Below are 25180 nucleotides of genomic sequence, written 5' to 3'. Positions count from 1 at the left end.
CCGCTCGCGGACCGCGGAACGGAGACACCCCATGCACCTCCACGACTTCTGGTTCCTGCTGATCGCCGTCCTGTGGACCGGCTACTTCTTCCTCGAGGGCTTCGACTTCGGCATCGGCGTGCTGACGAAGACGCTCGCCCGGGACCGCACCGAGCGCCGGGTGCTGATCAACACGATCGGCCCGGTCTGGGACGGCAACGAGGTCTGGCTGATCACCGCGGCCGGTGCCACCTTCGCCGCCTTCCCCGACTGGTACGCCACCCTCTTCAGCGGCTTCTACCTGCCTCTCCTGCTGGTGCTCGTCTGCCTGATCGTGCGCGGCGTGGCCTTCGAGTACCGCCACAAGCGGCCCGAGGAGCGCTGGCAGCGCAACTGGGAACACGCCATCTTCTGGTGCTCGTTGCTGCCCGCCTTCCTGTGGGGCGCCGCCTTCGCGAACATCGTGCGCGGGGTTCCCATCGGGCCGGACAAGAACTTCACCGGCTCCGTGCTCGACCTGCTGAGCCCGTACGCACTGCTCGGCGGCCTGTTCACGCTGGTGCTCTTCACCTTCCACGGCGCGGTGTTCGCCGCGCTCAAGACGACCGGCGACATCCGCCACCGCGCCCGGGCCCACGCCGCCCGGTACGGCCTGGGCGCCGCCGCCCTCGCCGCGGCCTTCCTGGGCTGGACGCAGGCGGACTCCGGCAACGGACGCAGCCTGGTGGCGCTGATCGTCGCCGTGGCCGGGCTGGCCGGCGCGCTGGTGACGAACCGGCTGGGCCGGGAGGGCTGGGCGTTCACCCTGTCCGGGCTGGCCGTCGCCGCCGCCTTCGCACTGGTCTTCCTGGCGCTCTTCCCGGACGTCATGCCCTCCTCCACGAACCCGGAGTGGAGCCTGACCGTCACCGACGCCGCCTCCAGCCCGTACACGCTGCGGATCATGACGTGGATCGCGGGCTTCATGACCCCCGTGATCCTCGCCTACCAGGCCTGGACGTACTGGGTGTTCCGCAAGCGGATCGGCACCCAGCACATCCCCGCCGCCCACTAGGGCCTGTCCGATGGGTCAGTACGCCGGACCAGGACGTCAGGAGACGCCACGATGAAGCCCGTCGACCCCCGGCTGCTGCGGTACGCCACCGCGACCCGCGGTTTCCTGGCCGCCTCCGTGCTGCTCGGCCTCGCGGGCGCGGGCCTGGTCGTCGCGCAGGCGATGCTCATCGCCGACGTGGTGACCGGGGCGTTCCAGCACGGGCGCACGGCCGGGCAACTGGCCGTGCCCCTGGGCCTGCTGGCGGCCGCCGGGGCGGGCCGGGCCGTGGTGTCCTGGCTCACCGAACTGACCGCGCACCGCGCGAGCGCGGCCGTGAAGTCCGAACTGCGCAGGCGGCTGCTGGACCGGGCCACCCGGCTCGGCCCGGACGCGCCGGACACCGGCGAACTGACCAGCCTGGCCACGCGCGGAGTGGACGCGCTCGACGCCTACTTCGCCCGCTACCTGCCGCAGTTGGGGCTCGCGGTCGTGGTGCCGGTCGCCGTGCTGGCACGTATCGTCTCCGCCGACTGGATCTCGGCGCTCGTCATCGTCCTCACGCTGCCGCTCATCCCCCTCTTCATGGCGCTCATCGGCTGGGCCACCCAGTCGCGCATGGACCGGCAGTGGCGCCTGCTCTCCCGGCTCTCCGGGCACTTCCTCGACGTCGTCGCCGGGCTGCCGACGCTCAAGGTCTTCGGCCGTGCCAAGGCGCAGGCCGAGTCGATCCGGACGATCACCGCCGACTACCGGCGGGCCACGCTGCGGACGCTGCGCATCGCCTTCCTCTCCTCCTTCGCCATGGAGCTGCTCTCCACCCTGTCGGTCGCGCTCGTCGCCGTCGGGATCGGCATGCGGCTCGTCGACGGCGAACTCGACCTACGCACCGGCCTGATGGTCCTCGTGCTGGCGCCCGAGGCCTATCTGCCGCTGCGCCAGGTCGGCGCGCAGTACCACGCGGCCGCCGAGGGCCTGGCGGCCGCCGACCAGGTCTTCGCGGTGCTGGAGACCGAGCCGGCCGCGGCCGGCACGCTCCCGGCCCCGGACGCGCGCACGGCGGCGCTGGCCGTGGAGCGGCTCGTGGTCCGCTACCCGGGCCGGGCCGAACCCGCTCTGGACGGCGCCTCGTTCGATGTGCGGCCCGGGGAGACGGTGGCGCTCGTCGGGCCGAGCGGTGCCGGCAAGTCGACGCTGCTGAACGTGCTGCTGGGCCTCGCCCGGCCCACGAGCGGGCGGATCCTCGTCGGCGGTACGGATCTGTCATCGCTCTCCCCCGAAAGCTGGCGGAACCAGGTGGCCTGGGTCCCGCAACGGCCGCATCTCTTCGCCGGGACCGTCGCCGAGAACGTACGGCTGGCCAGGCCCGACGCCACGGACGCGCAGGTGCGGCACGCACTGCGCGAAGCCGGTGCGCTCGACTTCGTCTCCATGCTGCCCGACGGCACTGACACCCGGCTCGGCGAGGACGGCGCGGGCCTCTCCGCCGGACAGTGCCAACGCATCGCGCTGGCACGGGCGTTCCTGGCCGACCGGCCGGTCCTGCTGCTCGACGAGCCGACCGCGGCCCTCGACGGGGAGCACGAGGCGGCGGTGGTGGACGCGGTGCGCCGGCTGGCGGCGGGCCGCACCGTGATCCTGGTGGTGCACCGCCCGGCGCTGCTCGCGGTGGCGGACCGGGTGATCCGCATCGCGCCGGGGACCGCGCCCGTACGTTCCTCCGCCCGTGTGGAGGAGCACCGTGCTTCCGCCGAGCCCTCCGGCCCCGTCGACGGGCATGCGGACGGCCGCGCGGAGATGCAGAACGCTGGACGGAGCGCGAACCCCCTGGCCCGGGTCCGGGCCGCGGGCAGGCCGTACCGCAGCCGCCTGTCCCTCGCCCTCCTCCTCGGCACGCTGGCCCTGGGCAGCGCCATCGGCCTGATGGCGGTCAGCGGCTGGCTGATCTCCCGGGCCTCCCAACAGCCCCCGGTGCTGTACCTGATGGTGGCCGTCACCGCGACCCGCACGTTCGGCATCGGCCGCTCCGTCTTCCGCTACGCCGAGCGCCTGGTCTCGCACGACGCGGTGCTCCGCATCCTGTCGGGCCTGCGCGTCGCGGTCTACGCACGGCTGGAGTGCCTGGCCCCCGCGGGTCTGCGCGAGACGCGGCGCGGTGACCTGCTGTCGCGTCTGGTGGCCGATGTGGACGCCCTGCAGGACTACTTCCTGCGCTGGCTGCTGCCGCTCGGCTCCGCCGTCGTCGCCGGGGCGGCCTCGGTGGGCTTCACCGCGTGGCTGCTCCCGGAGGCGGGCGCGGTGCTCACTGCGGGGCTGCTGGTCGCGGGAGTCGCCGTGCCGGCGCTGTCGGGTGCTGTCGCCCGGCGTGCCGAGCGACAGCTGGCGCCTGCGCGCGGTGAGTTGTCCACCCAGGTGGTCGATGTGCTGTCCGGTACGGCCGAGTTGACGGTCGCGGGGGCGCTGCCCGCGCGGCTTGAACGGCTGGACCGTGTCGACAGCATGCTCACCCGTATCGCCCGCCGCGCCGCTGCGGCCACCGCGCTGGGCTCCGGCCTGTCGGCGCTGGCCTGTGGCGTGACGGTGGCCGCTGCCGCCTGGGCGGGTGTCCAGGCGGTGCACGACGGCCGCCTCGGCGGGGTGTGGCTGGCAGTGGCGGTGCTCACCCCGCTGGCCGCGTTCGAGGCCGTGGCGGGGCTGCCGCTCGCGGTGCAGTACCGGCAGCGGGTGCGGCGTTCCGCGGAGCGGGTGCACGAGGTGCTGGACGCGCCCGAGCCGGTGCAGGACGGCACGGAGCCGGCGCCGCAGTCGCCGTTCCCGGTGCGGCTGGCGGATCTGACGGTGCGGCACGCGGGACAGTCCGCGCCTGCGCTCGACGGCTTCGCGCTGGAGCTGACGGCCGGCCGCCGGGTGGCCGTGGTGGGCCGGTCCGGAGCGGGCAAGTCCACGCTGGCGCAGGTGCTGTTGCGCTTCCTGGACGCGGAGGCCGGTGCGTACACGCTGGCCGGTCGTGAGGCGGCACGCATGGACGGCGACGCGGTGCGGCGGCTGGTGGGGCTGTGCGCGCAGGACGCCCACATCTTCGACAGTTCCCTGCGGGAGAACCTGCGGCTCGCGCGCAGGGACGCAGGGGACGGCGAACTGCGCGAAGCACTGCGGGCGGCACGCCTGCTGGAGTGGGTGGACGGTCTGCCGCACGGGCTGGACACGCTCGTCGGCGAACAGGGTGCGCGGCTGTCCGGCGGCCAGCGGCAACGGCTCGCTCTGGCACGGGCGCTGCTCGCGGACTTCCCCGTCCTGGTCCTGGACGAGCCCGCGGAACACCTCGACCTGGCCACTGCCGACGCGCTGACCGCGGATCTGCTGGCGGCCACGGAGGGCCGGACGACCGTCCTGATCACGCACCGGCTGGCGGGACTGGAGGCGGTGGACGAGGTCGTCGTCCTGGAGCAGGGGCGGACGGTGCAGCGGGGCCCGTACGGCGAGCTGGCCGCCGCCGAGGGGCCGTTCCGCCGGATGCTGGAGCGGGAACGGGCGGCGGACGCGCTGGGGGCGGCGGTGACGTCCGGGGCGTCCGACGCGCCGGACACCACCCATCGGCCGCTTTCCATGGCAAAAGGTACTTATTAGGCTCATGGCATGGCAGCCACGGTGCACTCCTCCGACCCGCAGGACTCCTCGGCCCCTCAGGGCGCGATGGATCCGCTGGCCATTGCGACGGAGGCCACCCGCAGCCTGCAGGGAATGTCGACGGAACTCACCGCGCGCGTCCCACAGCTGCTGGAGGCCATGCGGTCCGTCGGCACCGGGCTGGAACTGCACAGCACGCTCGACCGCATTGCGGAGACGGCCGCCGAACTGGCCGATGCGCGCTACGCCGCCATCGGCGTCATCGACTCCACCGGCGAGGGCCTCGCGGACTTCATCACCTACGGGGTCACCCGGGAACAGCGCGAGCGCATCGGCGCCCTGCCGGACGGTCATCGCGGACTGCTGGGCGCGCTGATCCACCAGCCCGCCCCGGTCATGCTCTCCGACCTGTCCTCCGACCCGCGGTCCGCCGGCTTTCCGCCCCACCACCCGCCGATGCGTACCTTCCTGGGTGTACCGATCCGGGTCGAGGGCGAGATCTTCGGCAACCTGTACCTCACCGAGAAGCGCGGCGGCGGGGAGTTCAGCATCGCCGACCTGAACATGGTGAAGATCCTCGCCACCGAGGCGGGCATCGCGATCGGCAACGCGCGCGTGCACGACGAGAGTCGGCAGCGGATGCGCTGGATCGACGGTTCCGTCGCGGTGACCACGGCTCTGCTGTCGGGCAGCGACGCGGAGGACGCCCTGGCCGTCGTGGCCGAACAGGCGCGCAGGCTCGCCGATTCGGACGCGGGCATCGTGCTGCTGCCGGACGACGACGGCGGCCTGGAGATGGTGGCGGTCTCCGCGGAGGACCCTGCCGGACTGCTGGGGACGGTGATACCGCCGCACAGCCCGGTCGTGGGGCAACTGCTCGCCGGGGAACCCGTGTTCATCGACGACTCCGCCACCGACCCGCGCATGATCACGGCGGTTGCCCCGCGCTTCGGCCCGAGCATGCTGCTGCCGCTCAAGAGCGGCGACCGCGTGCTCGGCACGCTCGCCACGCCGCGGCGCCGAGGCGCCCGCAAGTACACCCCTGCGGAGCGCAGACTGGCCGCCCAGTTCGCCGCACAGGCCGCTCTCGCGCTCGTCCTCGCGGAGGCGCAGCGCGACCGCGAGCGGCTGGCCGTCTACGAGGACCGCGACCGCATCGCCCGGGATCTGCACGACCTCGTCATCCAGCGGCTGTTCGCCACCGGACTGCTGCTGGAGAGCGCACAGCGCAAGGCGGCCGAGCCGGACGTGCACGAGAAGGTCGGCCAGGCGGTGGACGAGCTGGACGTGACGATCCAGGAGATCCGTACGGCCATCTTCGCGCTCCAGCAGGAGCCGACCGAGGCACCCGCGGGGCTGCGCACACGCGTGCTGCGGGAGACCGGCACCGCCGCCGTGCCGCTCGGCTTCCACCCCTCCGTGAACTTCATCGGCCCGGTCGACTCCAAGGTCGGCGAGCGCACCGGCAAGAACCTCATCGCCGCCCTGCGCGAGGCGCTGTCCAACGCCTTCCGGCACGCGCAGGCCACCAGGATCGACATCGTCGTCGACGTCACCGTCAAGCTGCCGGACGGCCGGGAGGCGGTACGGCTGACCGTGGCCGACGACGGGATCGGCATCCCGGAGGGCGGCCGCCGCAGCGGACTGCACAACCTGGCCAAACGGGCCGAGTCGCTGGGCGGCTCCAGCGCGTACGGGCCCGGGATCGGGGAGGACGGCGGAGGAACCCGGGTGATGTGGGAGGCGCCGCTATAGCTCCTCTGCGGAGCGGTTGCCGGGGTTTGCGCGGCGCGTCCCCGGTCGGCTGCATGCTTGTCCTCCGAACGGTCCTCTGCGGGGGCGCGCGGGCGGGGTGCGGGACAAGATCGCGTCCATGCGACACCGTCATCGTGTGTATCGCGGGGGAGCCGCCCTGTGCTCCCTGTGCGTGGTGGCCGCCCCGCTGTTCGGCTCGGGGCCGTCCGCCGCCAAGGGGGCGGCTGCGGCGCGGGTGCCGCACCTCGGCTCCGAGGTGTTCCGGCTGACCCAGGAGGCGGGCCGGGCGCGGCTGCGGTACGAGCGCGGGCTGCGTGCGGCGCAGGAACAACGCCTGCAGGCCGACAACGCGGCCCAGTTGCTGCGCGGACAGCGGATCGTGGCAGGCGCGTTGCACGACGACGCCGGTGCCCTGGCCCGTGCGCAGTACCGCACCGGAGGCTTCGCCGTCCCGGCCGGTGCCGCTGCGGCCGAGGATCCCTTCGAACTGCTGGACATCCAGTCGGCCGAGACCGGACGGCGCACTCTGCTGGCCCGGATGCTGACCGAGGCGGACGACCGGAGCCGTTCCCTGGCGGCCCAGGAGGAGACGTCCGCCGCCTCCTGGCGTGCGCTCGAGGCCGACGCCGGGCGGCTGGGCGAGGAGAAGCGTGCGGCGGAGGACCGGCTGGCGAACGCGCGCAGCGAACTGGACGGCATGGCGGAGAGCGCCGTCCGCACCGGCAGCTGTGTGCCGATGGACCGTTCATCCGTCCAGGGCGGCGTGGAGGATCCGGACGCCGGCCGGCCGGGTGCGGAGATCTCGCCGAGCGGCTGGACGCGGCCGGTGGTCTCCTACGAGCTGTCGGCCGGGTTCGGCGGCACGGGCGCCAACTGGCAAGGCGGGCACACCGGTCAGGACTTCGCCGTCCCCATCGGCACACCGGTGCGTGCGGTCGGCGCCGGCACGGTGGTGGCGGCCGGGTGCGGCGGGGCGTTCGGCATGAGCCTGGTGGTCCGGCACGACAACGGCTGGTACTCCCAGTACGCCCACTTGTCCGCGGTGTTCGTCTCGCCCGGGCACCGGGTGCGCGCGGGCGAGTGGATCGGACTCTCCGGGACCACCGGAAACTCCACCGGCCCGCACTTGCACTTCGAGATCCGCACGACACCCGAATTCGGGTCTGCGGTCGAACCGTTGGAGTGGCTGCGCTCGCGCGGGGTGCACGTGTGATGCCGCTCGGGCGATGCGCGGCGTACGCGCGCGTGTCCCGTCAGCTCGCGTGTTCCGTCAGACCGTGCAGCAACTGCTCGATGACGAGGGCGACTCCGTCCTCGGTGTTGGGCGCCGTGCGGTTCGTGCAGGCGGCCAGCACCTCGGGGTGCGCGTTCGCCATGGCGTAGGACGTGCCCGCCCAGGTGAGCATTTCCAGGTCGTTCGGCATGTCCCCGAACGCCACGACCTCCTCCGGGGAGATGCCGCGCTCGGCACAGCAGCGGGCCAGCGTGCTGGCCTTGCTCACCCCTGCGCCGCTGATCTCCAGCAGGGCGGTCGGGCTGGAGCGGGTGACGCAGCCGTGGTCGCCGGCCGCCGTACGGGCCAGGGCGAGGAACTCGTCGGGTGTGAGCACCGGGTGGAAGGCGAGCAGCTTGATGATGGGGCCCGGCCGGCCGTCGCCACCGGTCAGCAGCGCCTCGGCGGAGGGGACGACTGTGGCGGAGTCGAGCTGGAACGGCGGGTAGTGCGGCTCGTAGTGGAGACCGGTGGTGCACTCGACGGCGAACGAGGCACCGGGGGCCGCGGCCCGCACGGCCTGTACGACCGCGAGCGCCGCGGTCGTCTCCAGCGGGCGGACCTCCAGGAGACGGCCGCCGTCGCGGAGATCGACGACCACGGCCCCGTTGGCGCATATCGCCAGACCGTGGCCGTGTACGTGCTCGCTGACGACATCCATCCAGCGGGCCGGGCGGCCCGTGACGAAGAAGACCTCGATGCCCGCCTCCTCGGCGGCGGCCAGGGCCGCGACGGTGCGGTCGGACACCGTCTTGTCGTCGTGCAGCAGCGTGCCGTCGAGGTCGGTGGCGATCAGCCTGGGAGTGACGGTGGCTGGTCTCCGGCGCGCGGCCGGCGTCTCGGGCTGCTCGATAGCTGAAGTCACGGTCCCATTCTCGGTCACGGGGCGGACGCGGGCGCACGGACGTTCGTCTGGCGCGTACGAGTGCGGACATGATGGCGCCGGGTGCCTTCCCCGGGCAGCAGGCCGCCACACGCACTCGCCATACGCATCCGTCATATCCGGCTGGCACCGGACGCACTCCGGGGGCCGGGTGTCGGATCCTGCCCTTAGGCTCGGTGCCATGCGACTGAGCACCGTGATCCTTCCCGACCGCCGCTGGTCCGAGGGCGGCCGTGCGTCCTGGCAGCGTGCCGAGGAGCTGGGCTTCCACACCGCTTACACCTACGACCACCTGTCCTGGCGCAGCTTCCGGGACGGCCCGTGGTTCGGCGCGATACCGACGCTGACGGCCGCGGCGGCCGTCACCTCCCGGCTGCGGCTCGGCACCCTGGTGACCTCCCCCAACTTCCGTCACCCGGTGACGCTCGCGAAGGAGCTCATCTCCTTGGACGACATCTCCGGGGGCCGGATCACGCTGGGCATCGGCGCCGGGGGCTCCGGCTTCGACGCCACGGCGCTGATCGAGGAGGGGCAGCAGCCGTGGACGCCGCGCGAGCGCGCCGACCGCTTCGCCGAGTTCGTCCCGCTGCTGGACCGCCTGCTCACCGAGGACGTCGTCTCGCACAAGGGCGAGCACTACTCCGCGACCGAGGTCCGCAACATCCCCGGCTGCGTGCAGCGTCCCCGGCTCCCCTTCGCCGTCGCGGCCACGGGACCGCGGGGCATGCGCCTCGCCGCGCGGTACGGGCAGGCCTGGGTGACCACGGGCGACCCGAAGATCGCCGAGACGGGCACCCCGGAGCAGTCCCGGGCCGCGGTCGCCGGACAGATCGAGCGGCTCGGCGAGGCCTGCGACCGGGCCGGCCGGGACGTCTCCGGGATGCACAAGGTGCTGCTGACGGGCTTCGCCCCGGAGCGGCCGCTGGAGTCCTTCGACGCGTTCACCGACTTCGCGGGCCGCTATGCGGAGCTGGGCATCGACGAGATCGTGCTGCACTGGCCGATCGCCGACTCGATCTTCGAGTCCGACGTCGCGGTCTTCGAGAAGATCGCGGCGGAGGGCCTCGCAGGACTCTGAGCCAACCCGCGCCCCGGAAGGGGCGCGGGGAGCTGCACAGCACTTGGCTTCGGCTTTACGCCGGAAACAGGCGCCGCGAGGGAGAATCGGGACAGAGGCACCTACTGGGGGCACGGTTCGCAGAGCCTTGGAGGTTCCCCATGCAAGGCACTCGCTTCGCTCCCGACCGGGGGCTGGCCACCCGCATGGTGAGCACGATGTTCTTCATCGGGCTGCTCTATGTCGTCTTCGTCGGTGTGCTGGTGGTGCTGCTGCGCGGGGCCTGGCCGATGGTCCTGATCCTCGCGGGCGGCCTGTTCGTGGCGCAGTTCTGGTTCAGCGACCGCATCGCGGCCTTCGGCATGGGGGCCCGCGAGGTCACCCCGGAGCAGGCGCCCGAACTGCACGGCGCCGTCGACCGGTTGTGCGCGCTCGCGGACATGCCCAAGCCGCGGGTGGCGATCGCCGACAGCGACGTGCCGAACGCCTTCGCCACCGGCCGCAGCCGGAAGAGCTCGGTGGTGTGCGCGACGACGGGGCTGCTGCGCAGGCTGGAGCCGGAGGAGCTGGAGGGCGTCTTGGCGCACGAGCTCTCCCACGTGGCCCACCGCGACGTGGCGGTGATGACCATCGCCTCGTTCCTGGGCGTGCTGGCCGGGCTCATCACCCGGATCGGGCTGTGGGGCGGCTTCCGCCGGGTCGGTGGCCGCGACAGCAACACCGCGATCGTCATGGTGCTGATCCCGCTCGTCAGCGCCGTCGTCTATGCGATCAGTTTCCTGCTCACCCGGATGCTCTCCCGCTACCGCGAGCTGTCGGCCGACCGCGCCGCAGCGCTGCTGACGGGCCGGCCCTCGGCGCTGGCCTCCGCGCTCACGAAGGTCACCGGGCAGATGGCCCGGATCCCCACGCGCGACCTGCGGCAGGCCGAGCCGTTCAACGCCTTCTACTTCGCGCCCGCATTCTCCAAGGACAGCCTGGGCAGGCTGCTGTCCTCCCACCCGACGCTGGAACAGCGGCTGGAGCAGCTCGGCCGGATCTCGGCGGAGCTCGGGCGCGGGTGACAAGGGTTCCGGCCGGCAAGAGTTCCGGTTGGCAAGGGTTCCGGCTGAAAAGGAGTTCTGATCCGTGGGTCTTCTGGACGTCATCCTCGGGCGCAGCAAGCCGGTCCGCCCGGACCTCGACCAGCTCTTCGGCCTGCCCTCCGCCGCCGTCACCCTCCAGGCGGGCGCCGGTTTCACGCCGACCGGGCTGGGCTCGGTCTGCTTCGCGAGCGTGGAGGGCGGGGCGTTCGCCCGGCTCCAGCAGGACGTACGGGCCCTGCTGGACGCCGACGCCGAGCTTGAACGGGGCGGGGTGCCGGTGGAGTTCAGCGCGGACGGCTACGGCTACACCTGGCTGCTCGCGCGCCGGCCGGCCGACGATCCCGCGGCGCTGGTCAACGACCTGCACGCGGTCAACACCCTGCTGCAGGAAGGCGGGTTCGGGCCACAGCTGCTCTGCTCGCTGATGGGATTCCGGGACGCCGGAGAGCGGTCCCTCGTGCTGGTCTACCTCTACAAGCGCGGCACCTTCTACCCCTTCGCGCCCGCGGCGGGCGGCGGGGACAAGCGGGACAACGCCCTGGAACTCCAGGTGCGGGCACTGCTGGAGAACGACCTCCGCATCGAGCAGGACCTGGCCCGGTGGTTCCCGGTGTGGGGCGCTCCCGGGCTCTGAACTCCGCCGGTTCCGCCCCGGGTTCAGCCGGTTCAGCGGGTTCAGCGGATGATGCCGCTGAGCCAGCGCGTCATGCCGCCGCCGTGCGCCATGGTGACGACTTCCTTGTAGGTGATGTCGCCGGGCAGGGACACGATGAGCCGGGCGAAGGGCGGATACCAGGTGGTCTTCACCCGGGCGCGGCGCGCGAGGACGGCGTCCAGGAACGCCGGGGCGTGCGCGGTGGGGACGTCGTGGAACGTGATGCCCTCCACGGTGATGTGGCTGTCGCCCTCGGAGAAGACCTGGATCTCGATCTCCGGGCTCCCGGGCAGCTCGATCAGGGCCTCGTGCGGCAGTGAGCCGTCCTCGTCGGTGACCGCGAACGCGCCCGCCGCGCTGCGGCGTGCGGACTGGTCGGCGCCGACGGCGTGTTCGACGAGGAACTCGCGGCCGTACCGGTCCGCGGTCTCGCGGAGGGCCGTGACGGCGGCTTCGGTGCTGGGGAACGGCGGGAGGCCGGCGCTGTGGTCCATAGCGGTGGATCTTGCCGCAGGAGTCCCGTCGAGGGCCAGTGACCTCAGCTTTTTCCGGCCTCGGACTCGGCCGCGCCCGCCCCGCCGAGCTGCTCGGCCGCCCATCGGGCCCACTCCTCCTGCATGGCGCGGAGGCGGAGGCCGTACTCCAGGGCCAGGCGGCCGTTGACGGACAGCGGGCCGTCGTCCCAGTCGACCTTCTCTCCCACCTGCTCGAGCTCGGCGCGCAGCTCGGCGGCGCGCTCGGCCTCGGTGGCGAGATAGGCGACGGCCTCCAACGGCGTGAGCAGGTCGAGGAAGAAGACCCGCAGCAACGCCTCGTTGCGGTGGGACCGCTCGGGCCGGGTCTCGGCCAGCCAGTGGCGCAGCTCGGCGCGGCCCTCCGCGGTGATCGCGTACTCCTTGCGGCCGCGGGGGCCCTCCGCCACGACCTCCAGGAGCCCGGTCTTCGCGAGCTTGCCCAGCTCGCCGTAGACCTGGCTCTGGGTGGCGGGCCAGACGTTGGTGAGCGAGGTCTCGAACCGCTTCATCAGGTCGTATCCGCTGGCGGGGCGTTCCGCGAGCAGGCCCAGCATCGCGTGTCTCAGGCTCATGACCCCAGCCTACATTCCAGTCTTGACACGTCAAGGCTGGACCTTCTACTTTTGACATGTCGGCATTGGAGTGTCGGGGTTGGAGTATCGACGGTGCGGCCCGAGCGCGGGCGCGGCGCCGCTCCATCGGCTTTTTTGGGGGGCCTCTCGTGAACTTCATGAACTATCTGCGCGGCTTCATTCCCTGGATCGCGTTCGCCGCCGTGTCCGTGGCGGGCTGGCAGTGGGCCGCCGCCGCGGCGCTCGTCGTCGGCGCGGTACTGCTGGTCGCGCAACGCCGCGGAGGCATGGCGGCGGACTCGCTGATCCTGGAGCACAGCACGATCGTGTACTTCGTCGCGCTGACCGCCCTGGCCTTCTCCCTCCCGCACAGCGGCCTGCGGCACTACGGCGGAGCCATGTCGTTCGGCTGGCTCGCTCTCACCGCCTGGGCCACGCTCGCCGTCGGCAGGCCCTTCACCACCGGCATAGCCAAGCGGCAGACCCCGCCCGAGGTCTGGGACCACCCGGTGTTCCACCGGATCAACGTGGTGATCACCGCCGTCTGGGCCGCCGCCTTCACGCTGACGGCCGTGGCGATGGCGGCCGTCACCGCCGCAGGGCTCGGCAGCGCTGTCTCTGTCCCGGTCCAGGTCGCAGGATTCGCCCTGCCCGCCCTGTTCACCGCTCGATACCCTGAGCGAGTCCGGGCGCGGTTCCTGGCCGCCAACGCGGCTCAGTAGCAGAGAAGTTCGACCGCACGACCGCCGTCGCAACGACCGTTCACCGACCATTCCCCGATCAGTGCTCGCGACTTCGCAGGACGCCCAGGAGGTCCGCACCATGACGACCGCACCCGCACACCTTGCCGGGAACTTCGCCCCGGTGAGCAGAGAACTGACCGCCCACGACCTCCCGGTCACCGGAGCGATCCCGCCCGGGCTCACCGGCTGGTACGTGCGCAACGGCCCCAATCCGCACGAGGCGGCCTCCGCCCACTGGTTCTTCGGCGACGGCATGGTCCATGGGGTCCGCCTGGAGGGCGGCCGCGCCACCTCCTACCGCAACCGCTGGGTCCGGACGTCGAGCTTCACCCACGGCGCCCCCATGTACGACGAGAACGGACGCCGCGATCTCGCCGCCGGGCGCGCCAACACCCATGTGGTGCGGCACGCAGGGCGCACGTTGGCCCTGGTCGAGTCCTCTCTCCCCTACGAACTGGACTTCAGGCCGGGGCAGGAGCTGGGGACCGTCGGCCCGCACGATTTCGGCGGGCGGCTGAACACCCAGATGACCGCCCACCCCAAGACCTGTCCCGACACCGGCGAGCTGCACTTCTTCGGGTACGGCGGGCTCGAGCCGCCTTACCTGACCTATCACCGTGCCGACGCTGAAGGCGAGTTGACCGTCACCCGGCCCGTCGACGTGCCTGCGTGCACGATGATGCACGACTTCCATCTCACCGCCCGCCATGTCGTCTTCATGGATCTGCCCGTGGTCCTCGACCGTGACCGTGCCGGGAAGCCGGGCAGCGGAATGCCCTACGTCTGGGATCCCGGCTACGGGGCGCGGCTGGGCGTGCTGCGCCGCGACGATCCGCACGGGGAGATCCGTTGGCTGCCGATCGATCCCTGCTATGTCTTTCATGCGCTCAACGCCCATGACGAGAGCGATGCCGACGGCGAGCGGATCGTGCTCCACGTGGTCCGCTACCCGCACCTCGGAGCCGCCGGGATCACGTCGGCCGCCCCGGCGCTGTGGCGCTGGACGGCCGATCTGACCCGGGGCACGGTGACCGAGGAGCAACTGGACGACCGGCCCGCGGAGTTCCCCCGCATCGACGACCGGCTGGCCGGGCTCGCCGTGCGGTACGGCCATGCCACCGTCGCCGCGGTGCCCGGAGTCGAGGCCGTGCCGGGCGAGCTGCTGCGCTACGACCTGCTCACGGGGGCGGTTGCGCGGCATGCGTTCGGTCCCGGCCGCACGCCCTCCGAGGCGGCGTTCGCGCCTGCGGACGACCGGCCCGGCGGGCCGGGATGGCTGCTGATGTACGTGCACGATGCCGCCGTCGGCACGAGTGACCTCGTCATACTCGACGCCGACGACGTCGGCGCACCGCCCGTGGCCACCGTGCACCTGCCGCAGCGCGTGCCTCACGGTTTCCACGGCAACTGGCTGCCGGACTGCTGATCCGGCACCGCCTCAACTGCGGTCGGCCAGTGCGTCCATGGTGCGGGCCTGCACCTCGCGCTCCGCGGCGGCGGCTATGAACGCCTCGGTGCGCTCCGGTTCCGGCCCGACCAGGGCCCGCACGGCATGGACGGTGCGGCAGGGGAGCCGCACCGGTTCCACGACGGGACCGGGGGCGGAGGGGGCGGGGGAGAGTGCAGCCGGGGCCGGGGCCGGGGCCGGGGCCGGGGCGGGGACCGGGGGCGTTTCCGTCGCCGTCTCGTCCAGGTGGTGGCGGAGGTACTGGGTGGCCAGGGTCCGCATGGCGCGGGCCAGTTCGGCGTCGACGGTCTGCTGGGCGAGCGGGCGCAGCCGCCGTACCAGGGTGGCGGCCTCGGCGGCCTCCTCGTCGGAGGGCGGGTGGCCGAGGTACTGCCCGAAGACGTGCTCGGTGGTGAAGTCGAGGAAGCGGCCGGCGATGTGCTCGACCTGGGTGCGCAGTTCGCGGAGGTGCCCGGAGATGGCGGGCAGCGGCACCCCCGCCGCATGCAGTTCGGCGGCGACGGCCAGCTCCTGGGGGCTGGGCACGAGGAAGACGTCCGGGGTGTCCGGCAGCCGCTCCAGGACGCCGAGGTCCACCGCCTCGGCCACGGCCTCGTCGTCGTGCGCCCCGCCGAACCTCTCGTTCAGCTCCGCGCGTGTGATCCGGCCGGCCTCCTCGTCGGACCACGGTCCGTCGACCTCCGCCACCAGACCGAGGATCCCGCCGAGCCCGCGGCCCGCGTCCCAGGCCTCCAGCAGCTCCTTGATGCTGGCCAGGGTGTAGCCGCGCTCCAGGAGGCCGGCGATCTGGCGGAGCCGGTTCAGGTGGCCTTCGCCGTAGACGTTGGCCCGGCCGCGCCGCTCCGGCTTCGGCAGCAGTCCGCGGTCCTGGTAGGCGCGGATCGTGCGGACCGTGGCGCCGCTATGGTGGGCCAGGTCCTCGATCCGGTACTCGGCGGCGGCCGGTCCGGACCGCACGGCCTGTCGGTTCCGTGCGGTCTCGTCAGGGTGCTCGGTCAAGGGTGTTGCTCCTCACGAAAGGGCTGCCCGGCCCAGGGCGCCCGCGGCGGTCCGGGCCGCGGGGGAGGTCGCCAGGTAGTCGACGGCCCTGCGCAGCGACCCCTCCTGCGAGGGATGGTACGACCGCCGGCAGTAGCGGGGCACGGCCCGGCCCAGCTCGCGCCAGGACGGCAGAAGGCCCTTGGCCACGGCCTTGTTGTGCTCGCGCAGCGAGTAGCGCAGCCGGCCCGCCAGCACGGGGTCGTGCCGGACGAGGTAGCGCGTGCCCCAGCCCCACAGGTAGAAGAGCACAGGAGCGGTGACGGCCATGCCCAGCAGTCTGCGGGCGTAGCGGGCGGTGCCGTCGCCGCCGCAGTGCTCGTACATGTCGAAGGCCACCGACCGGTGTTCGACCTCCTCGGCGCCGTGCCAGCGCAGCAGGTCGAGCATCACCGGGTCGGGCTCGGCCCTGTCGAGATCCTCCGCCCGCAGGACCCAGTCGCCCAGTACGGCCGTGAACTGTTCGATCGCCGCTATCAGCGAGAGCCGGAAGCGCAGCCACTCGCGTTCGGTGAGCGGCATGCCGAACGGGGGCTTCTCGCCGAGCAGCACGTCGAAGAGGAAGGCCACGTGCTGGATGAACGGACCGGTGTCCAGGTTCTGTTCGGCCAGGTGGTGCAGCACGTAGGCGTGCTGCACGCTGTGCGTGGCCTCCTGGCCCATGAAGCCCTTGACGTCCTTGAGGAGCTCCTCGTCACGGACGAGCGGGAGGGCCTCCTTGAAGACCTTGACGAACCAGCGCTCCCCCGCGGGCAGCAGCAGGTGCAGCACGTTGATCACGTGGGTGGCGGTGGGCTCGTCGGGTATCCAGTGCAGCGGCGTCTCCTGCCAGTCGAAGGAGACCCTTCTGGGGGCGATGCGATAGCTCATGGTTCTGCCTCGTTCTGGCTCGTTCTGCCTCTACAGCTTCGGCTCGATACGGGCGAGTGCACGGCGCACCCGCGGGGTGAAGCGGGACAGGAGGCGCAGCCCGTGCGCCTCGGGGGTCACGGGCACCACGGCCCGGTCGTGGAGCACGGCCTGCAGGACGGCGTCGGCCACCTTCTCCGGCGGGTAGTTGCGCAGGCCGTACAGCTTGGCCGTGCGGGCGCGGCGGCGCTGCTGCTCGTCCTCGGAGACTCCGGTGAACCGGGCGGTGCCGGTGATGCCGGTGTTGACGATGCCCGGGCAGATCGCGGAGACCCCGATGCCCTGCCCGGCCAGTTCGGCGCGCAGGCACTCGCTGAGCATCAGCACCGCGGCCTTGGAGGTGCTGTAGGCGGCGAGGGCCCGGGACGGCTGGAAGGCCGCGGCGGAGGCGGTGTTGACGATGTGGCCGCCCTGGCCGCGCTCGGCCATCTGGCGGCCGAAGGTCCGGCAGCCGTGGATGACACCCCACAGGTTGACGTCCAGGACGCGGCGCCAGTCCTCGGCCGAGGTGTCCATGAACGTCCCGGCGAGCCCTATGCCGGCGTTGTTGACGAGCACGTCCACCACGCCGTACTCCGCGGCGACCTTGGCGGCCAGCTTCTCCATCGCCTGTTCGTCCGCGACGTCGGCGCACTCGCCCCAGGCCGCGGGCGCCCCGACCAGCCGGGCCAACTCGGCCGTGCGGGCGGCCCCTTCGGCGTCCCGGTCGACCGCGACGACCCGGGCGCCCGCCTCCGCGAAGGCGAACGCCGTGGCCCGCCCGATGCCTCCTGCCGCTCCCGTCACCAGCACCAGGCGGCCGCCGAAGCGCTCCGTGTACGGCCCCTTCGCGACCGGTGTGCGCGCCGCCGGTGCGCCGCCCGCGTCCTTGCGGCCTTCCTGGGCCGTGACGAATTCGGCGATCCACGCGGCCAGTTGGTCGGGCCGGGTGCGCGGCACCCAGTGCTGGCCCTCCAAGGTGTGCCGCACGAGCTGCGGGGCCCACTGCTCCAGGTCGTCGTAGAGCCGCTGCGAGAGGTAGCGGTCGCCGGTCGGGACGATCAGCTGGACCGGGACGTGGGCGTAGGCGTCGGGGCGCGGACGGCGCAGTCTGGAGCGGACGTTGTCCCGGTACAGCCAGGCGCCGTGCGCGGCGTCGGAGGGCAGGGAGCCGGTGGGATAGCCGTCGGAGGGGAGCCGCTCCAGACGCTCCAGGATGCGCGGCCAGCGGGCGCCGAGCGGCCCGCGCCAGGCCGCCTCCGGCAGGCGGGGGGTGTGCAGCGCGTAGACGTACCAGGAGCGGGCGCCCTGGCCGAGCAGCTGGGCCGCCCGGCGCGGGGTGGGCCGGGCCATGCGCCGGTTCAGCCAGTGCCCGAAGTGGTCGAGGGACGGGCCCGAGACGGAGGTGAAGGAGGCGATGCGGCCCTCGGTGCGGGCGACGGTGGCGAACTCCCAGCCCTGCACCGAGCCCCAGTCGTGCCCGACCAGGTGCACCGGTGCGTCCGGGCTCACCGCGTCCGCCACGGCCAGGAAGTCGTCCGTCAGCTTCTCCAGGGTGAAGCCCCCGCGCAGAGGCTCCGGAGCCGTCGAGCTGCCGCAGCCGCGCACGTCGTAGAGCACCACGTGGAAGCGGTCCTGCAGGCGCAGCGCGACCTTCTCCCACACCTCCTTGCTGTCCGGATATCCGTGCACCAGCACCATGGTCGGCTGCGCGGCATCGCCCAGCTCCGCGACGCACAGCTCGATCCCGCCCGTGCGCACCCGGCGTTCGCGCGCTCCTGCCAGGCCTCCGCTCATACGGCTCTTCCCTCCTGTCCGCGCCGCACGTGCGGCAGGTCGTCGTCCAGCCAGAACGCGCTCTCCTGCGGATCCCGGGAGTCGGTGACCACCAGGAGCTCCTCGAACTTCGCGCCCGTGCCCCGGAATCCGAGGTGGGGCTCCACCGCCCACAGGCCCGGCTGCGGCGGATGGTCCGAGAAGCGGTACGGGCTCCACAGCGGCGACCAGCCCTCGCGGTGGCCGTGCAGCGCATCGGAGGCCAGGCCCTTGAGCGACTGGGTGCCGAATCCGAACACGTGCGGCGACCAGCGGCGCTCGCGCACCCGGTCCACCTTGTGCGCGATCACCCCGAACGGATAGGCGCGGTGCCGGTTGGCGTATCCCTGGCGGACCATGAGGCGGTCCACGTCCGCGTAGATCTCGCGCAGCGGCCTGCGCTCGCGCACCTCGCGCAGGATCAGCTCGCGGTGCGCGCCGAGGTCGGCCATGAGCCGGTCGTGCAGGGGGTTCGGGCCGAGGCAGCCCGAGTAGCCGATGTCGGCCGTGAAGCCCCGGTGGACCGGTGCCATGTCGAGGATGAACGGCATCCCCGGCTCCAGTCGCCGCCCGGTGGGGAAGAACTGCAGCGGCACCCGGAAGCCGGCGAAGGCCGTGCGGTCGCCGAACCAGGCGAACGGCAGGTGGAACCAGTCCCGCACGCCGTGCCGGCGCAGCCACTCGCGCTGCATCCGGGCCGCCTCCCGCTCGGTCACGCCCGGCCGGAGCTGCGCGGCGACCTCCTCCGCGCACGCGTACGCCAGGCGCTGCACCTCCCGGAAGCCGCCGAGCCCCTCCGTGTCCGGCCCGGTCCGCGCCCGGGGGCTTCCGGGCGCTCCCACCACAGCCGTCATGCCCACCCCTCCGTCCTCCCGGGCGAACCCCGAAGCCACGTCCGCAAGTTGACACTGATGAATGTGACAATGTCCGGCGGCTGCGTCAAGACCCCGGGCGCCCCTGTGGAAAACCCGCGGCGCACCGCCCCCGCGAAGTCCGTCCCCTCCTTTCAGCCCCCGTCGCCGGGGTCGTGTCAGACCCGAGGACTACACGCATCCCCCCATCAGGTCTGACGACGGCTGTGGCCCGCGCCACTACCGTCGAAGGGTGACTGTGATCGCCACCGAAAGCCTCAGCAAGCGGTTCCCCCGGGTGACCGCCCTTGACCGGCTCTCCGTCGACATCGGTCCGGGAGTGACCGGACTGGTGGGGGCGAACGGAGCCGGCAAGTCCACGCTGATCAAGATTCTGCTGGGCCTCTCCCCGGCCACCGAAGGCCGCGCCGAGGTGCTCGGCCTCGACGTCGCCACCCGGGGCGCGGAGATCCGCGAGCAGGTCGGCTACATGCCCGAGCACGACTGCCTGCCGCCCGACGTCTCGGCCACCGAGTTCGTCGTCCACATGGCCCGCATGTCCGGCCTGCCGCCCACCGCGGCCCGCGAGCGCACGGCCGACACCCTGCGCCACGTGGGCCTGTACGAGGAGCGGTACCGCCCCATGGGCGGCTACTCGACGGGCATGAAGCAGCGGGTCAAGCTGGCCCAGGCGCTCGTCCACGACCCGAAGCTGGTCCTGCTGGACGAGCCGACCAACGGCCTCGACCCGGTCGGCCGGGACGACATGCTGGGCCTCATCCGGCGCGTCCACACCGACTTCGGCATCTCGGTGCTGGTCACCTCCCACCTGCTCGGCGAGCTGGAGCGCACCTGCGACCACGTCGTCGTCATCGACGGCGGCACGCTGCTGCGCTCCTCCTCCACCAGCGACTTCACCCGCGACTCCGGATCCCTCGCGGTCGAGGTCACCGACTCCGACACCGTCCCCGACGGCACGGGCGCGCTGGCCGCCGCACTGGCCGCCGCAGGGCTGACCGTGCAGCCGGCCGGCCGCACCGGCGAGTACGCCGCCGCCGGCTCCGGCCACGTCCTGCTCGTCGACGTCGCGGGCGAGGAGACGTACGACGCCGTGCGCGACGCCGTCGCCGGCCTCGGCCTCGGCCTGGTCCGCATGGAACAGCGCAGGCACCGCATCGCCGAGGTCTTCCGGACCGACGAGCAGCCACAGCAGCAGCCGCACGCTTGGGGCGCCGCCCCGCAGGAGAGGGGCAGCACCGATGCCGCCTGAGACCGCAGCCGCACCCGTGCACCCCGCACCGGACGTCATCCACAACATCGGCTACCGCCGCTACGGCGGCGCCCGTCTCGGCCGCTCCTACGCCCGCCGCTCGCTCTACTCCCAGAGCCTGCGCGGCGCCTACGGGCTCGGGCGCTCGGCGAAGTCCAAGGTCCTGCCGATGCTGCTGTTCGCCGTGATGTGCGTACCGGCCTCGATCGTCGTGGCCGTCGCCGTCTTCACGAAGATGAACCACCTGCCCCTGGAGTACACGCGGTACGCGATCTACCTCCAGGCGGTCATCGGCCTGTTCCTCGCCGCCCAGGCACCGCAGTCGGTCTCCCGGGACCTGCGGTTCAAGACCGTGCCGCTGTACTTCTCCCGGCCGATCGAGCGCGTCGACTACGTGGTGGCCAAGTTCGCCGCCATGGCCACCGCCCTGTTCGTCCTCACGGCCGCGCCCCTGGTGATCCTCTACGCGGGCGCCCTGCTCGCCAAACTCGACTTCGTCGACCAGACGACTGGTTTTGCACAAGGACTGGTCTCCGTGGCACTGCTCTCCCTCCTCTTCGCCGGCCTCGGCCTGGTGGTCGCCGCGCTCACCCCGCGCCGCGGCTTCGGCGTCGCCGCCGTCATCGCCGTGCTGACCATCTCCTACGGCGCGGTCAGCACCATCCAGGGCATCGCGCTCAACACCGACAACACCCAGATCATCAGCTGGCTCGGCCTCTTCTCGCCGATCACCCTGATCGACGGCGTGCAGACGGCGTTCCTCTCCGCCAGCACCGCCTTCCCCGGCGGCCACGGCCCGGGCACCGGCGCCGGGGTGGTCTACCTCCTCGTCCTCCTCGGCGCCGTCGCCGGCTCGTACGGCCTGCTGATGGCGCGCTACCGGAAGGCGGGGCTGTGACAACCCTCCACATCGACAACGTCTCGCGCTGGTTCGGCAACGTCGTCGCCGTCAACGACGTCTCCATGACGATCGGCCCCGGCGTCACCGGACTGCTCGGCCCCAACGGCGCCGGAAAGTCCACCCTCATCAACATGATGGGCGGCTTCCTCGCCCCCTCCACCGGAACGGTCACCCTGGACGGCCAGACCGTCTGGCGCAACGAGCAGATCTACCGGCACATCGGCATCGTCCCCGAGCGCGAGGCGATGTACGACTTCCTGACCGGCCGGGAGTTCGTCCGGGCCAACGCCGAACTGCACGGCCTCGGCGCGGCCGAGGCCCAACGGGCGCTCGCCACGGTCGAGATGGAGTACGCACAGGACCGCAAGATCTCCACCTACAGCAAGGGCATGCGGCAGCGCGTGAAGATGGCCTCCGCACTGGTGCACCAGCCGTCCGTCCTGCTGCTCGACGAGCCGTTCAACGGGATGGACCCGCGGCAGCGCATGCAACTGATGGACCTGCTGCGCACGATGGGCGCCGAGGGCCGCACCGTGCTGTTCTCCTCCCACATCCTCGAAGAGGTCGAACAGCTCGCCGCCCACATCGAGGTGGTCGTCGCCGGCCGGCACGCCGCGTCGGGCGACTTCCGCAAGATCCGCCGGCTGATGACCGACCGCCCGCACCGCTACGTCGTACGCTCCAGCGACGACCGCGCCCTCGCCGCGGCGCTCATCGCCGACCCGTCGACCGCGGGCATCGAAGTGGACGTCAAGGAAGGCGCATTGCGCATCCAGGCCGTCGACTTCGGCCGCTTCACCGAGCTCCTGCCGCGCGTCGCCCGCGAGCACGGCATCCGGCTGCTGACGGTCTCACCGTCCGACGAGTCGCTCGAATCGGTCTTCTCCTACCTCGTCGCGGCCTGAAAGGAGCCACCCCCGTGTTCAACAGCACTGTCGCCCGGCTCACTTACCGGGCCCTCCTCGGCCGCCGCCGCGCCCTGATCCTCTTCGCGCTGCCCGCGCTGCTGATCCTCCTGTCGGCCGTCGTGCGGGCCCTGACGGGTGCGGACGACCAGACCGCCATCAGCGTCCTGGGCGGCTTCGGGCTCGCCACCATGGTGCCGCTGATCGGCGTCATCGCCGGTACGGGCGCGATCGGTCCGGAGATCGACGACGGATCGGTGGTCTACCTGCTGGCCAAGCCCGTGAAGCGGTCGACGATCACCATCACGAAGCTGATCGTGGCGATCGGGGTCACGGTGGCCTTCTCGGCGGTCCCCATGCTGATCGCGGGCTTTCTGCTCAACGGCAACAGCCAGCAGATCGCGGTCGCCTACGCGGTGGCCGCCGCGGTCGCGTCCGTGGCGTACAGCGCGATCTTCCTGCTGCTGGGCACGGTGACCCGGCACGCGGTCGTCGCGGGTCTCGTCTACGCGCTCGTCTGGGAGTCGCTCTTCGGCAACCTCGTGCCGGGTGCGCGCACGCTGAGCGTGCAGCAGTGGGCACTGGCGCTGGCGCAGAAGATCGGCGCGGAGGGGACCATCACGTCGGACGTGGGTCTGCCGACGGCGCTGGCGCTGCTCGCCGGAGTCACGGCGGCGGCCACATGGTTCGCCGTGAGCAAGCTGCGCTCGCTCACCCTCGCCGGGGAGGAGTGACGCATGAGGGGGGCCTGCTCGAGCAGGCCCCCCTCATTCCGTTCATCTGCCGTGTCAGATCTTCCGGTTGCGTCCCGCGCCCAGCCCCAGGAACACCAGCGCCGCACAGGCGACCAGCAGCAGCGCGATCGGCAGCGTCCAGTCGCCGGTCACCTGGTGGACGGCACCGATGGCGAACGGGCCGACGGAGGCGAGCAGATAGCCGCCGGTCTGCGCCATGCCGGACAGCCGGGCCGCCGTGTGGGCGTCACGGGTGCGCAGCACCATCAGCGTCAGCGCGAGCCCCAGCATGCCGCCCTGCGCGACACCCATCAGCGTTGCCCAGACCCAGGCGCCCGCGACCGGGGCGACCAACAGGCCCGTCACACCGGCCGACATGACGGCCACGACGACGACCGCCAGCAGCCGCTGGTCGCGCAACCGCCCGGCGAGCATCGGCACCACGAACGAACCGGCCATCTGCACCAGGGTGTAGAAGGCGTAGACCACGCCCGCCTCGCTCTTGCTCATGCCGTGGTCGGTGAAGACCGTCGGCATCCAGGCGATGCAGACGTACGCGATCAGCGACTGCGTGCCCATCAGCAGGGTGACCTGCCAGGCGAGCGGTGAGCGCGAGAGCTTCGGGCCGTCGCCCGCAGGGTGCTTGGCCACGGACGCCGCGGCGCCGTGCGGGGTGCCCCTGCGGGCCGTGACCGCCTGCGGGATCCAGACGGCCGTCGCGAGCACGGCGAGCAGGGACCAGGAGGCGAGGGATCCCTGCCAGCCGCCGAGGGCGTTCTCCAGCGGCACGGCGGAGGCGGCCGAGCCCGTGGCGCCGAGGATCAGCGTGGTCGAGTAGAGCGCGGTCATGCCGGCCGCCCGGTCCGGGAAGTCCCGCTTGACCAGGCCCGGCATCAGCACGTTGAGCAGCGCGATCGCGGTGCCGACGAGGGCGCAGCCGACGAACAGCGCGGCGACCGGCGGCGCGACACGCAGGAGGATGCCTCCGGCCAGCAGGACGAGCGCGCCGCACAGCGCGGCCTCCGTGCCCCAGCGGCGGGCGAGCCGGGGCGCGACGATCGAGCCGAGGCCCATGAAGACCAGCGGGATCGTGGTGACCAGGCTGCTCGCGGCGGCGCCCAGGCCGAAGTGGTCGCTGATCTCGCCCATCAGGGGCGAGACCCCGGCGAGCGCGGCCCGCATGTTGAGCGAGGCGAGGACGATGGCGAGCAGCAGGAAGGCGGGGTGGGCGAGCAGGCTGCGCCGCGCGGCGGCGACCGCGGGGGTGGGCGCCAGGTCCTCCTCCGCGTCGATCAGCGGTATGCCGGTCGGGTCGGTCCTCGTCTCCGACATGGGGGTGCCTCCGTGGGGGGTGCTGGGGTGCTGGGGGGTGTGTGCGGGGCCGGTGCGCGCCGGTCAGTCCTCGGCGTCGAGCAGCGATTCGACGGCCTGCTTGGGGCGTTCGAGGAGGGCGCGGGCGGCCCGGGCGGCCGTCTCGGGGTCGCCGGAGGCGATGGCCTCCATCAGGGCGTGGTGGTCGCCGTGGATGATGCGCGGCATGTCCCGGTCGCCGAGCGCGGTGACCAGCGCCTCCCGGACGGAGCTGCTGAACCAGGCGTAGGTCGCGGTCAGCGCGGAGTTGTGCGCGGCCTCCACGACGGCCCGGTGGAACTCGACGTCGTGGTCGGCGTACAGCTCGAGGGTGCCGGAGTCGGGCTGGCCCTCGGGGTCCTCGAAGGCGCGCTGCGCGTCCAGCGCGGCCCGCATCCGCTCCAGGTCGGCGGGCTCGTGCCGGAGGGCTGCCAGCCGGGCCGCCTCGGCCTCCAGGGCGATCCGCAGCTCCAGGACGTCGCGCACCCCGGCGCGCTGAACTCCGCGCATGATCTCGGCGGGGTCGGCGGTGGAGACGACGAAGGTGCCCTCGCCTTGGCGCGACCGCAGCATCCCGGCGTGCACGAGGACGCGCACGGCCTCGCGGACGGTGTTCCGGCCGACCTGCAGCTGCTCGGCGAGCGCGTGCTCGGTGGGGATGCGCTCGCCGACCTTCCACTCGCCCGCGGCGACCTGCGCACGCAGCTGTTCCACGACGGTGTCCACGAGGGACTGCCGTCCCGCGGCTCGCAGGGCCATGTGTTCTCCGGACGAGTAGCGGGC

At 72.5% G+C, this 25180-nt stretch carries 22 protein-coding genes; 13 read left to right on the top strand and 9 right to left on the bottom strand.

From position 1 onward, the window contains the following. The first annotated feature begins 31 nt into the window (after positions 1-31). The 4 genes from cydB to ACMATS_RS19065 all read left to right on the top strand — a co-directional run bounded on the left by cydB (position 32) and on the right by ACMATS_RS19065 (position 7607). Positions 32-1033 (top strand): cytochrome d ubiquinol oxidase subunit II, encoded by a 1002-nt coding sequence (cydB, locus tag ACMATS_RS19080; RefSeq protein ID WP_390777228.1) that lies wholly within the window; start codon positions 32-34, stop codon positions 1031-1033. 51 nt (positions 1034-1084) lie between these two features. After that, entirely contained in the window at positions 1085-4639 is a 3555-nt protein-coding gene (gene cydD / locus ACMATS_RS19075; protein WP_414168561.1) for a thiol reductant ABC exporter subunit CydD, read from the top strand. Between the two features lie 66 nt (positions 4640-4705). Further along, on the top strand, positions 4706-6394 hold the full coding sequence (locus tag ACMATS_RS19070) for a GAF domain-containing protein (RefSeq protein ID WP_390777393.1): 1689 nt from the start codon (positions 4706-4708) through the stop codon (positions 6392-6394). A gap of 136 nt (positions 6395-6530) precedes the next feature. After that, entirely contained in the window at positions 6531-7607 is a 1077-nt protein-coding gene (locus ACMATS_RS19065; protein WP_390777226.1) for a M23 family metallopeptidase, read from the top strand. A gap of 40 nt (positions 7608-7647) precedes the next feature. Here ACMATS_RS19065 and ACMATS_RS19060 read toward each other — a convergent pair whose 3' ends face one another. Continuing rightward, positions 7648-8532: an HAD family hydrolase gene (locus tag ACMATS_RS19060; protein WP_414168560.1), complete on the bottom strand. Its 885-nt coding sequence runs from the start codon at positions 8530-8532 to the stop codon at positions 7648-7650. A 199-nt stretch (positions 8533-8731) separates the two neighbouring features. Here ACMATS_RS19060 and ACMATS_RS19055 point away from each other — a divergent pair, with 199 nt between their 5' ends. The 3 genes from ACMATS_RS19055 to pspAB all read left to right on the top strand — a co-directional run bounded on the left by ACMATS_RS19055 (position 8732) and on the right by pspAB (position 11326). Continuing rightward, positions 8732-9628 (top strand): LLM class flavin-dependent oxidoreductase, encoded by an 897-nt coding sequence (locus tag ACMATS_RS19055; RefSeq protein WP_390777224.1) that lies wholly within the window; start codon positions 8732-8734, stop codon positions 9626-9628. A gap of 140 nt (positions 9629-9768) precedes the next feature. Then, entirely contained in the window at positions 9769-10671 is a 903-nt protein-coding gene (htpX, locus tag ACMATS_RS19050; RefSeq protein WP_336410351.1) for a zinc metalloprotease HtpX, read from the top strand. A 64-nt stretch (positions 10672-10735) separates the two neighbouring features. Further along, positions 10736-11326 (top strand): PspA-associated protein PspAB, encoded by a 591-nt coding sequence (pspAB, locus tag ACMATS_RS19045; RefSeq protein WP_390777223.1) that lies wholly within the window; start codon positions 10736-10738, stop codon positions 11324-11326. Between the two features lie 41 nt (positions 11327-11367). On the opposite strand, the gene ACMATS_RS19040 is transcribed toward pspAB, so the two are convergent. Further along, positions 11368-11841, bottom strand: coding sequence for a hypothetical protein (locus tag ACMATS_RS19040; RefSeq protein WP_390777222.1), 474 nt, complete (start codon positions 11839-11841; stop codon positions 11368-11370). A gap of 44 nt (positions 11842-11885) precedes the next feature. Then, positions 11886-12434 (bottom strand): PadR family transcriptional regulator, encoded by a 549-nt coding sequence (locus ACMATS_RS19035; protein WP_414168559.1) that lies wholly within the window; start codon positions 12432-12434, stop codon positions 11886-11888. 158 nt (positions 12435-12592) lie between these two features. Between ACMATS_RS19035 and ACMATS_RS19030 the strand changes: the two genes are divergently transcribed. Together ACMATS_RS19030 and ACMATS_RS19025 are read left to right on the top strand one after the other, a co-directional pair. Continuing rightward, positions 12593-13156 carry a hypothetical protein gene (locus ACMATS_RS19030; RefSeq protein ID WP_390777392.1) on the top strand — a complete coding sequence of 188 codons (564 nt, stop codon included), beginning with the start codon at positions 12593-12595 and terminating at the stop codon, positions 13154-13156. A gap of 100 nt (positions 13157-13256) precedes the next feature. Next, positions 13257-14603 carry a carotenoid oxygenase family protein gene (locus ACMATS_RS19025; protein WP_414168558.1) on the top strand — a complete coding sequence of 449 codons (1347 nt, stop codon included), beginning with the start codon at positions 13257-13259 and terminating at the stop codon, positions 14601-14603. A 12-nt stretch (positions 14604-14615) separates the two neighbouring features. On the opposite strand, the gene ACMATS_RS19020 is transcribed toward ACMATS_RS19025, so the two are convergent. The 4 genes from ACMATS_RS19020 to ACMATS_RS19005 are packed head-to-tail and all read right to left on the bottom strand — an operon-like array spanning position 14616 to position 19240. Further along, positions 14616-15644 carry a MerR family transcriptional regulator gene (locus ACMATS_RS19020; protein WP_414168557.1) on the bottom strand — a complete coding sequence of 343 codons (1029 nt, stop codon included), beginning with the start codon at positions 15642-15644 and terminating at the stop codon, positions 14616-14618. Positions 15645-15656: 12 nt separating this feature from the next. Beyond that, the gene (locus ACMATS_RS19015) at positions 15657-16553 is read right to left on the bottom strand and encodes a metal-dependent hydrolase (RefSeq protein ID WP_414168556.1); all 897 of its coding nucleotides are present in this window, start codon (positions 16551-16553) and stop codon (positions 15657-15659) included. A 30-nt stretch (positions 16554-16583) separates the two neighbouring features. Next, positions 16584-18368, bottom strand: coding sequence for an SDR family oxidoreductase (locus ACMATS_RS19010; protein ID WP_414168555.1), 1785 nt, complete (start codon positions 18366-18368; stop codon positions 16584-16586). Continuing rightward, positions 18365-19240, bottom strand: coding sequence for a M24 family metallopeptidase (locus tag ACMATS_RS19005; protein ID WP_414168554.1), 876 nt, complete (start codon positions 19238-19240; stop codon positions 18365-18367). The genes ACMATS_RS19010 and ACMATS_RS19005 overlap by 4 nt, the downstream gene beginning before the upstream one ends. A gap of 256 nt (positions 19241-19496) precedes the next feature. On the opposite strand from ACMATS_RS19005, the gene ACMATS_RS19000 reads away from it, so the two are divergent. The 4 genes from ACMATS_RS19000 to ACMATS_RS18985 are packed head-to-tail and all read left to right on the top strand — an operon-like array spanning position 19497 to position 23047. Then, positions 19497-20507, top strand: a complete 1011-nt coding sequence (locus ACMATS_RS19000) for an ABC transporter ATP-binding protein (protein WP_390777391.1) — start codon at positions 19497-19499, stop codon at positions 20505-20507. Next, a complete protein-coding gene (locus ACMATS_RS18995; RefSeq protein ID WP_390777215.1) occupies positions 20497-21405 on the top strand; it encodes an ABC transporter permease subunit in 909 nt (302 codons plus the stop codon). Before ACMATS_RS19000 ends, ACMATS_RS18995 begins: the two co-directional genes overlap by 11 nt. After that, positions 21402-22313, top strand: coding sequence for an ABC transporter ATP-binding protein (locus ACMATS_RS18990; RefSeq protein ID WP_390777214.1), 912 nt, complete (start codon positions 21402-21404; stop codon positions 22311-22313). The genes ACMATS_RS18995 and ACMATS_RS18990 overlap by 4 nt, the downstream gene beginning before the upstream one ends. Before the next feature lie 14 nt (positions 22314-22327). Beyond that, positions 22328-23047, top strand: coding sequence for an ABC transporter permease subunit (locus ACMATS_RS18985; protein ID WP_414168553.1), 720 nt, complete (start codon positions 22328-22330; stop codon positions 23045-23047). Positions 23048-23101: 54 nt separating this feature from the next. On the opposite strand, the gene ACMATS_RS18980 is transcribed toward ACMATS_RS18985, so the two are convergent. After that, positions 23102-24379: a CynX/NimT family MFS transporter gene (locus ACMATS_RS18980; protein ID WP_390777212.1), complete on the bottom strand. Its 1278-nt coding sequence runs from the start codon at positions 24377-24379 to the stop codon at positions 23102-23104. A 63-nt stretch (positions 24380-24442) separates the two neighbouring features. Next, complete coding sequence (locus ACMATS_RS18975) at positions 24443-25156, bottom strand: FadR/GntR family transcriptional regulator (RefSeq protein ID WP_390777211.1); 714 nt, start codon at positions 25154-25156, stop codon at positions 24443-24445. Between the last annotated feature and the right edge of the window lie 24 nt (positions 25157-25180).

Source organism: Streptoverticillium reticulum (genome assembly GCF_047456005.1).
GTDB lineage: Bacteria > Actinomycetota > Actinomycetes > Streptomycetales > Streptomycetaceae > Streptomyces > Streptomyces reticulum.
The sequence above is the reverse complement of the archived record's forward strand: the minus strand, read 5'-3'. Positions and strand labels throughout refer to the sequence as shown.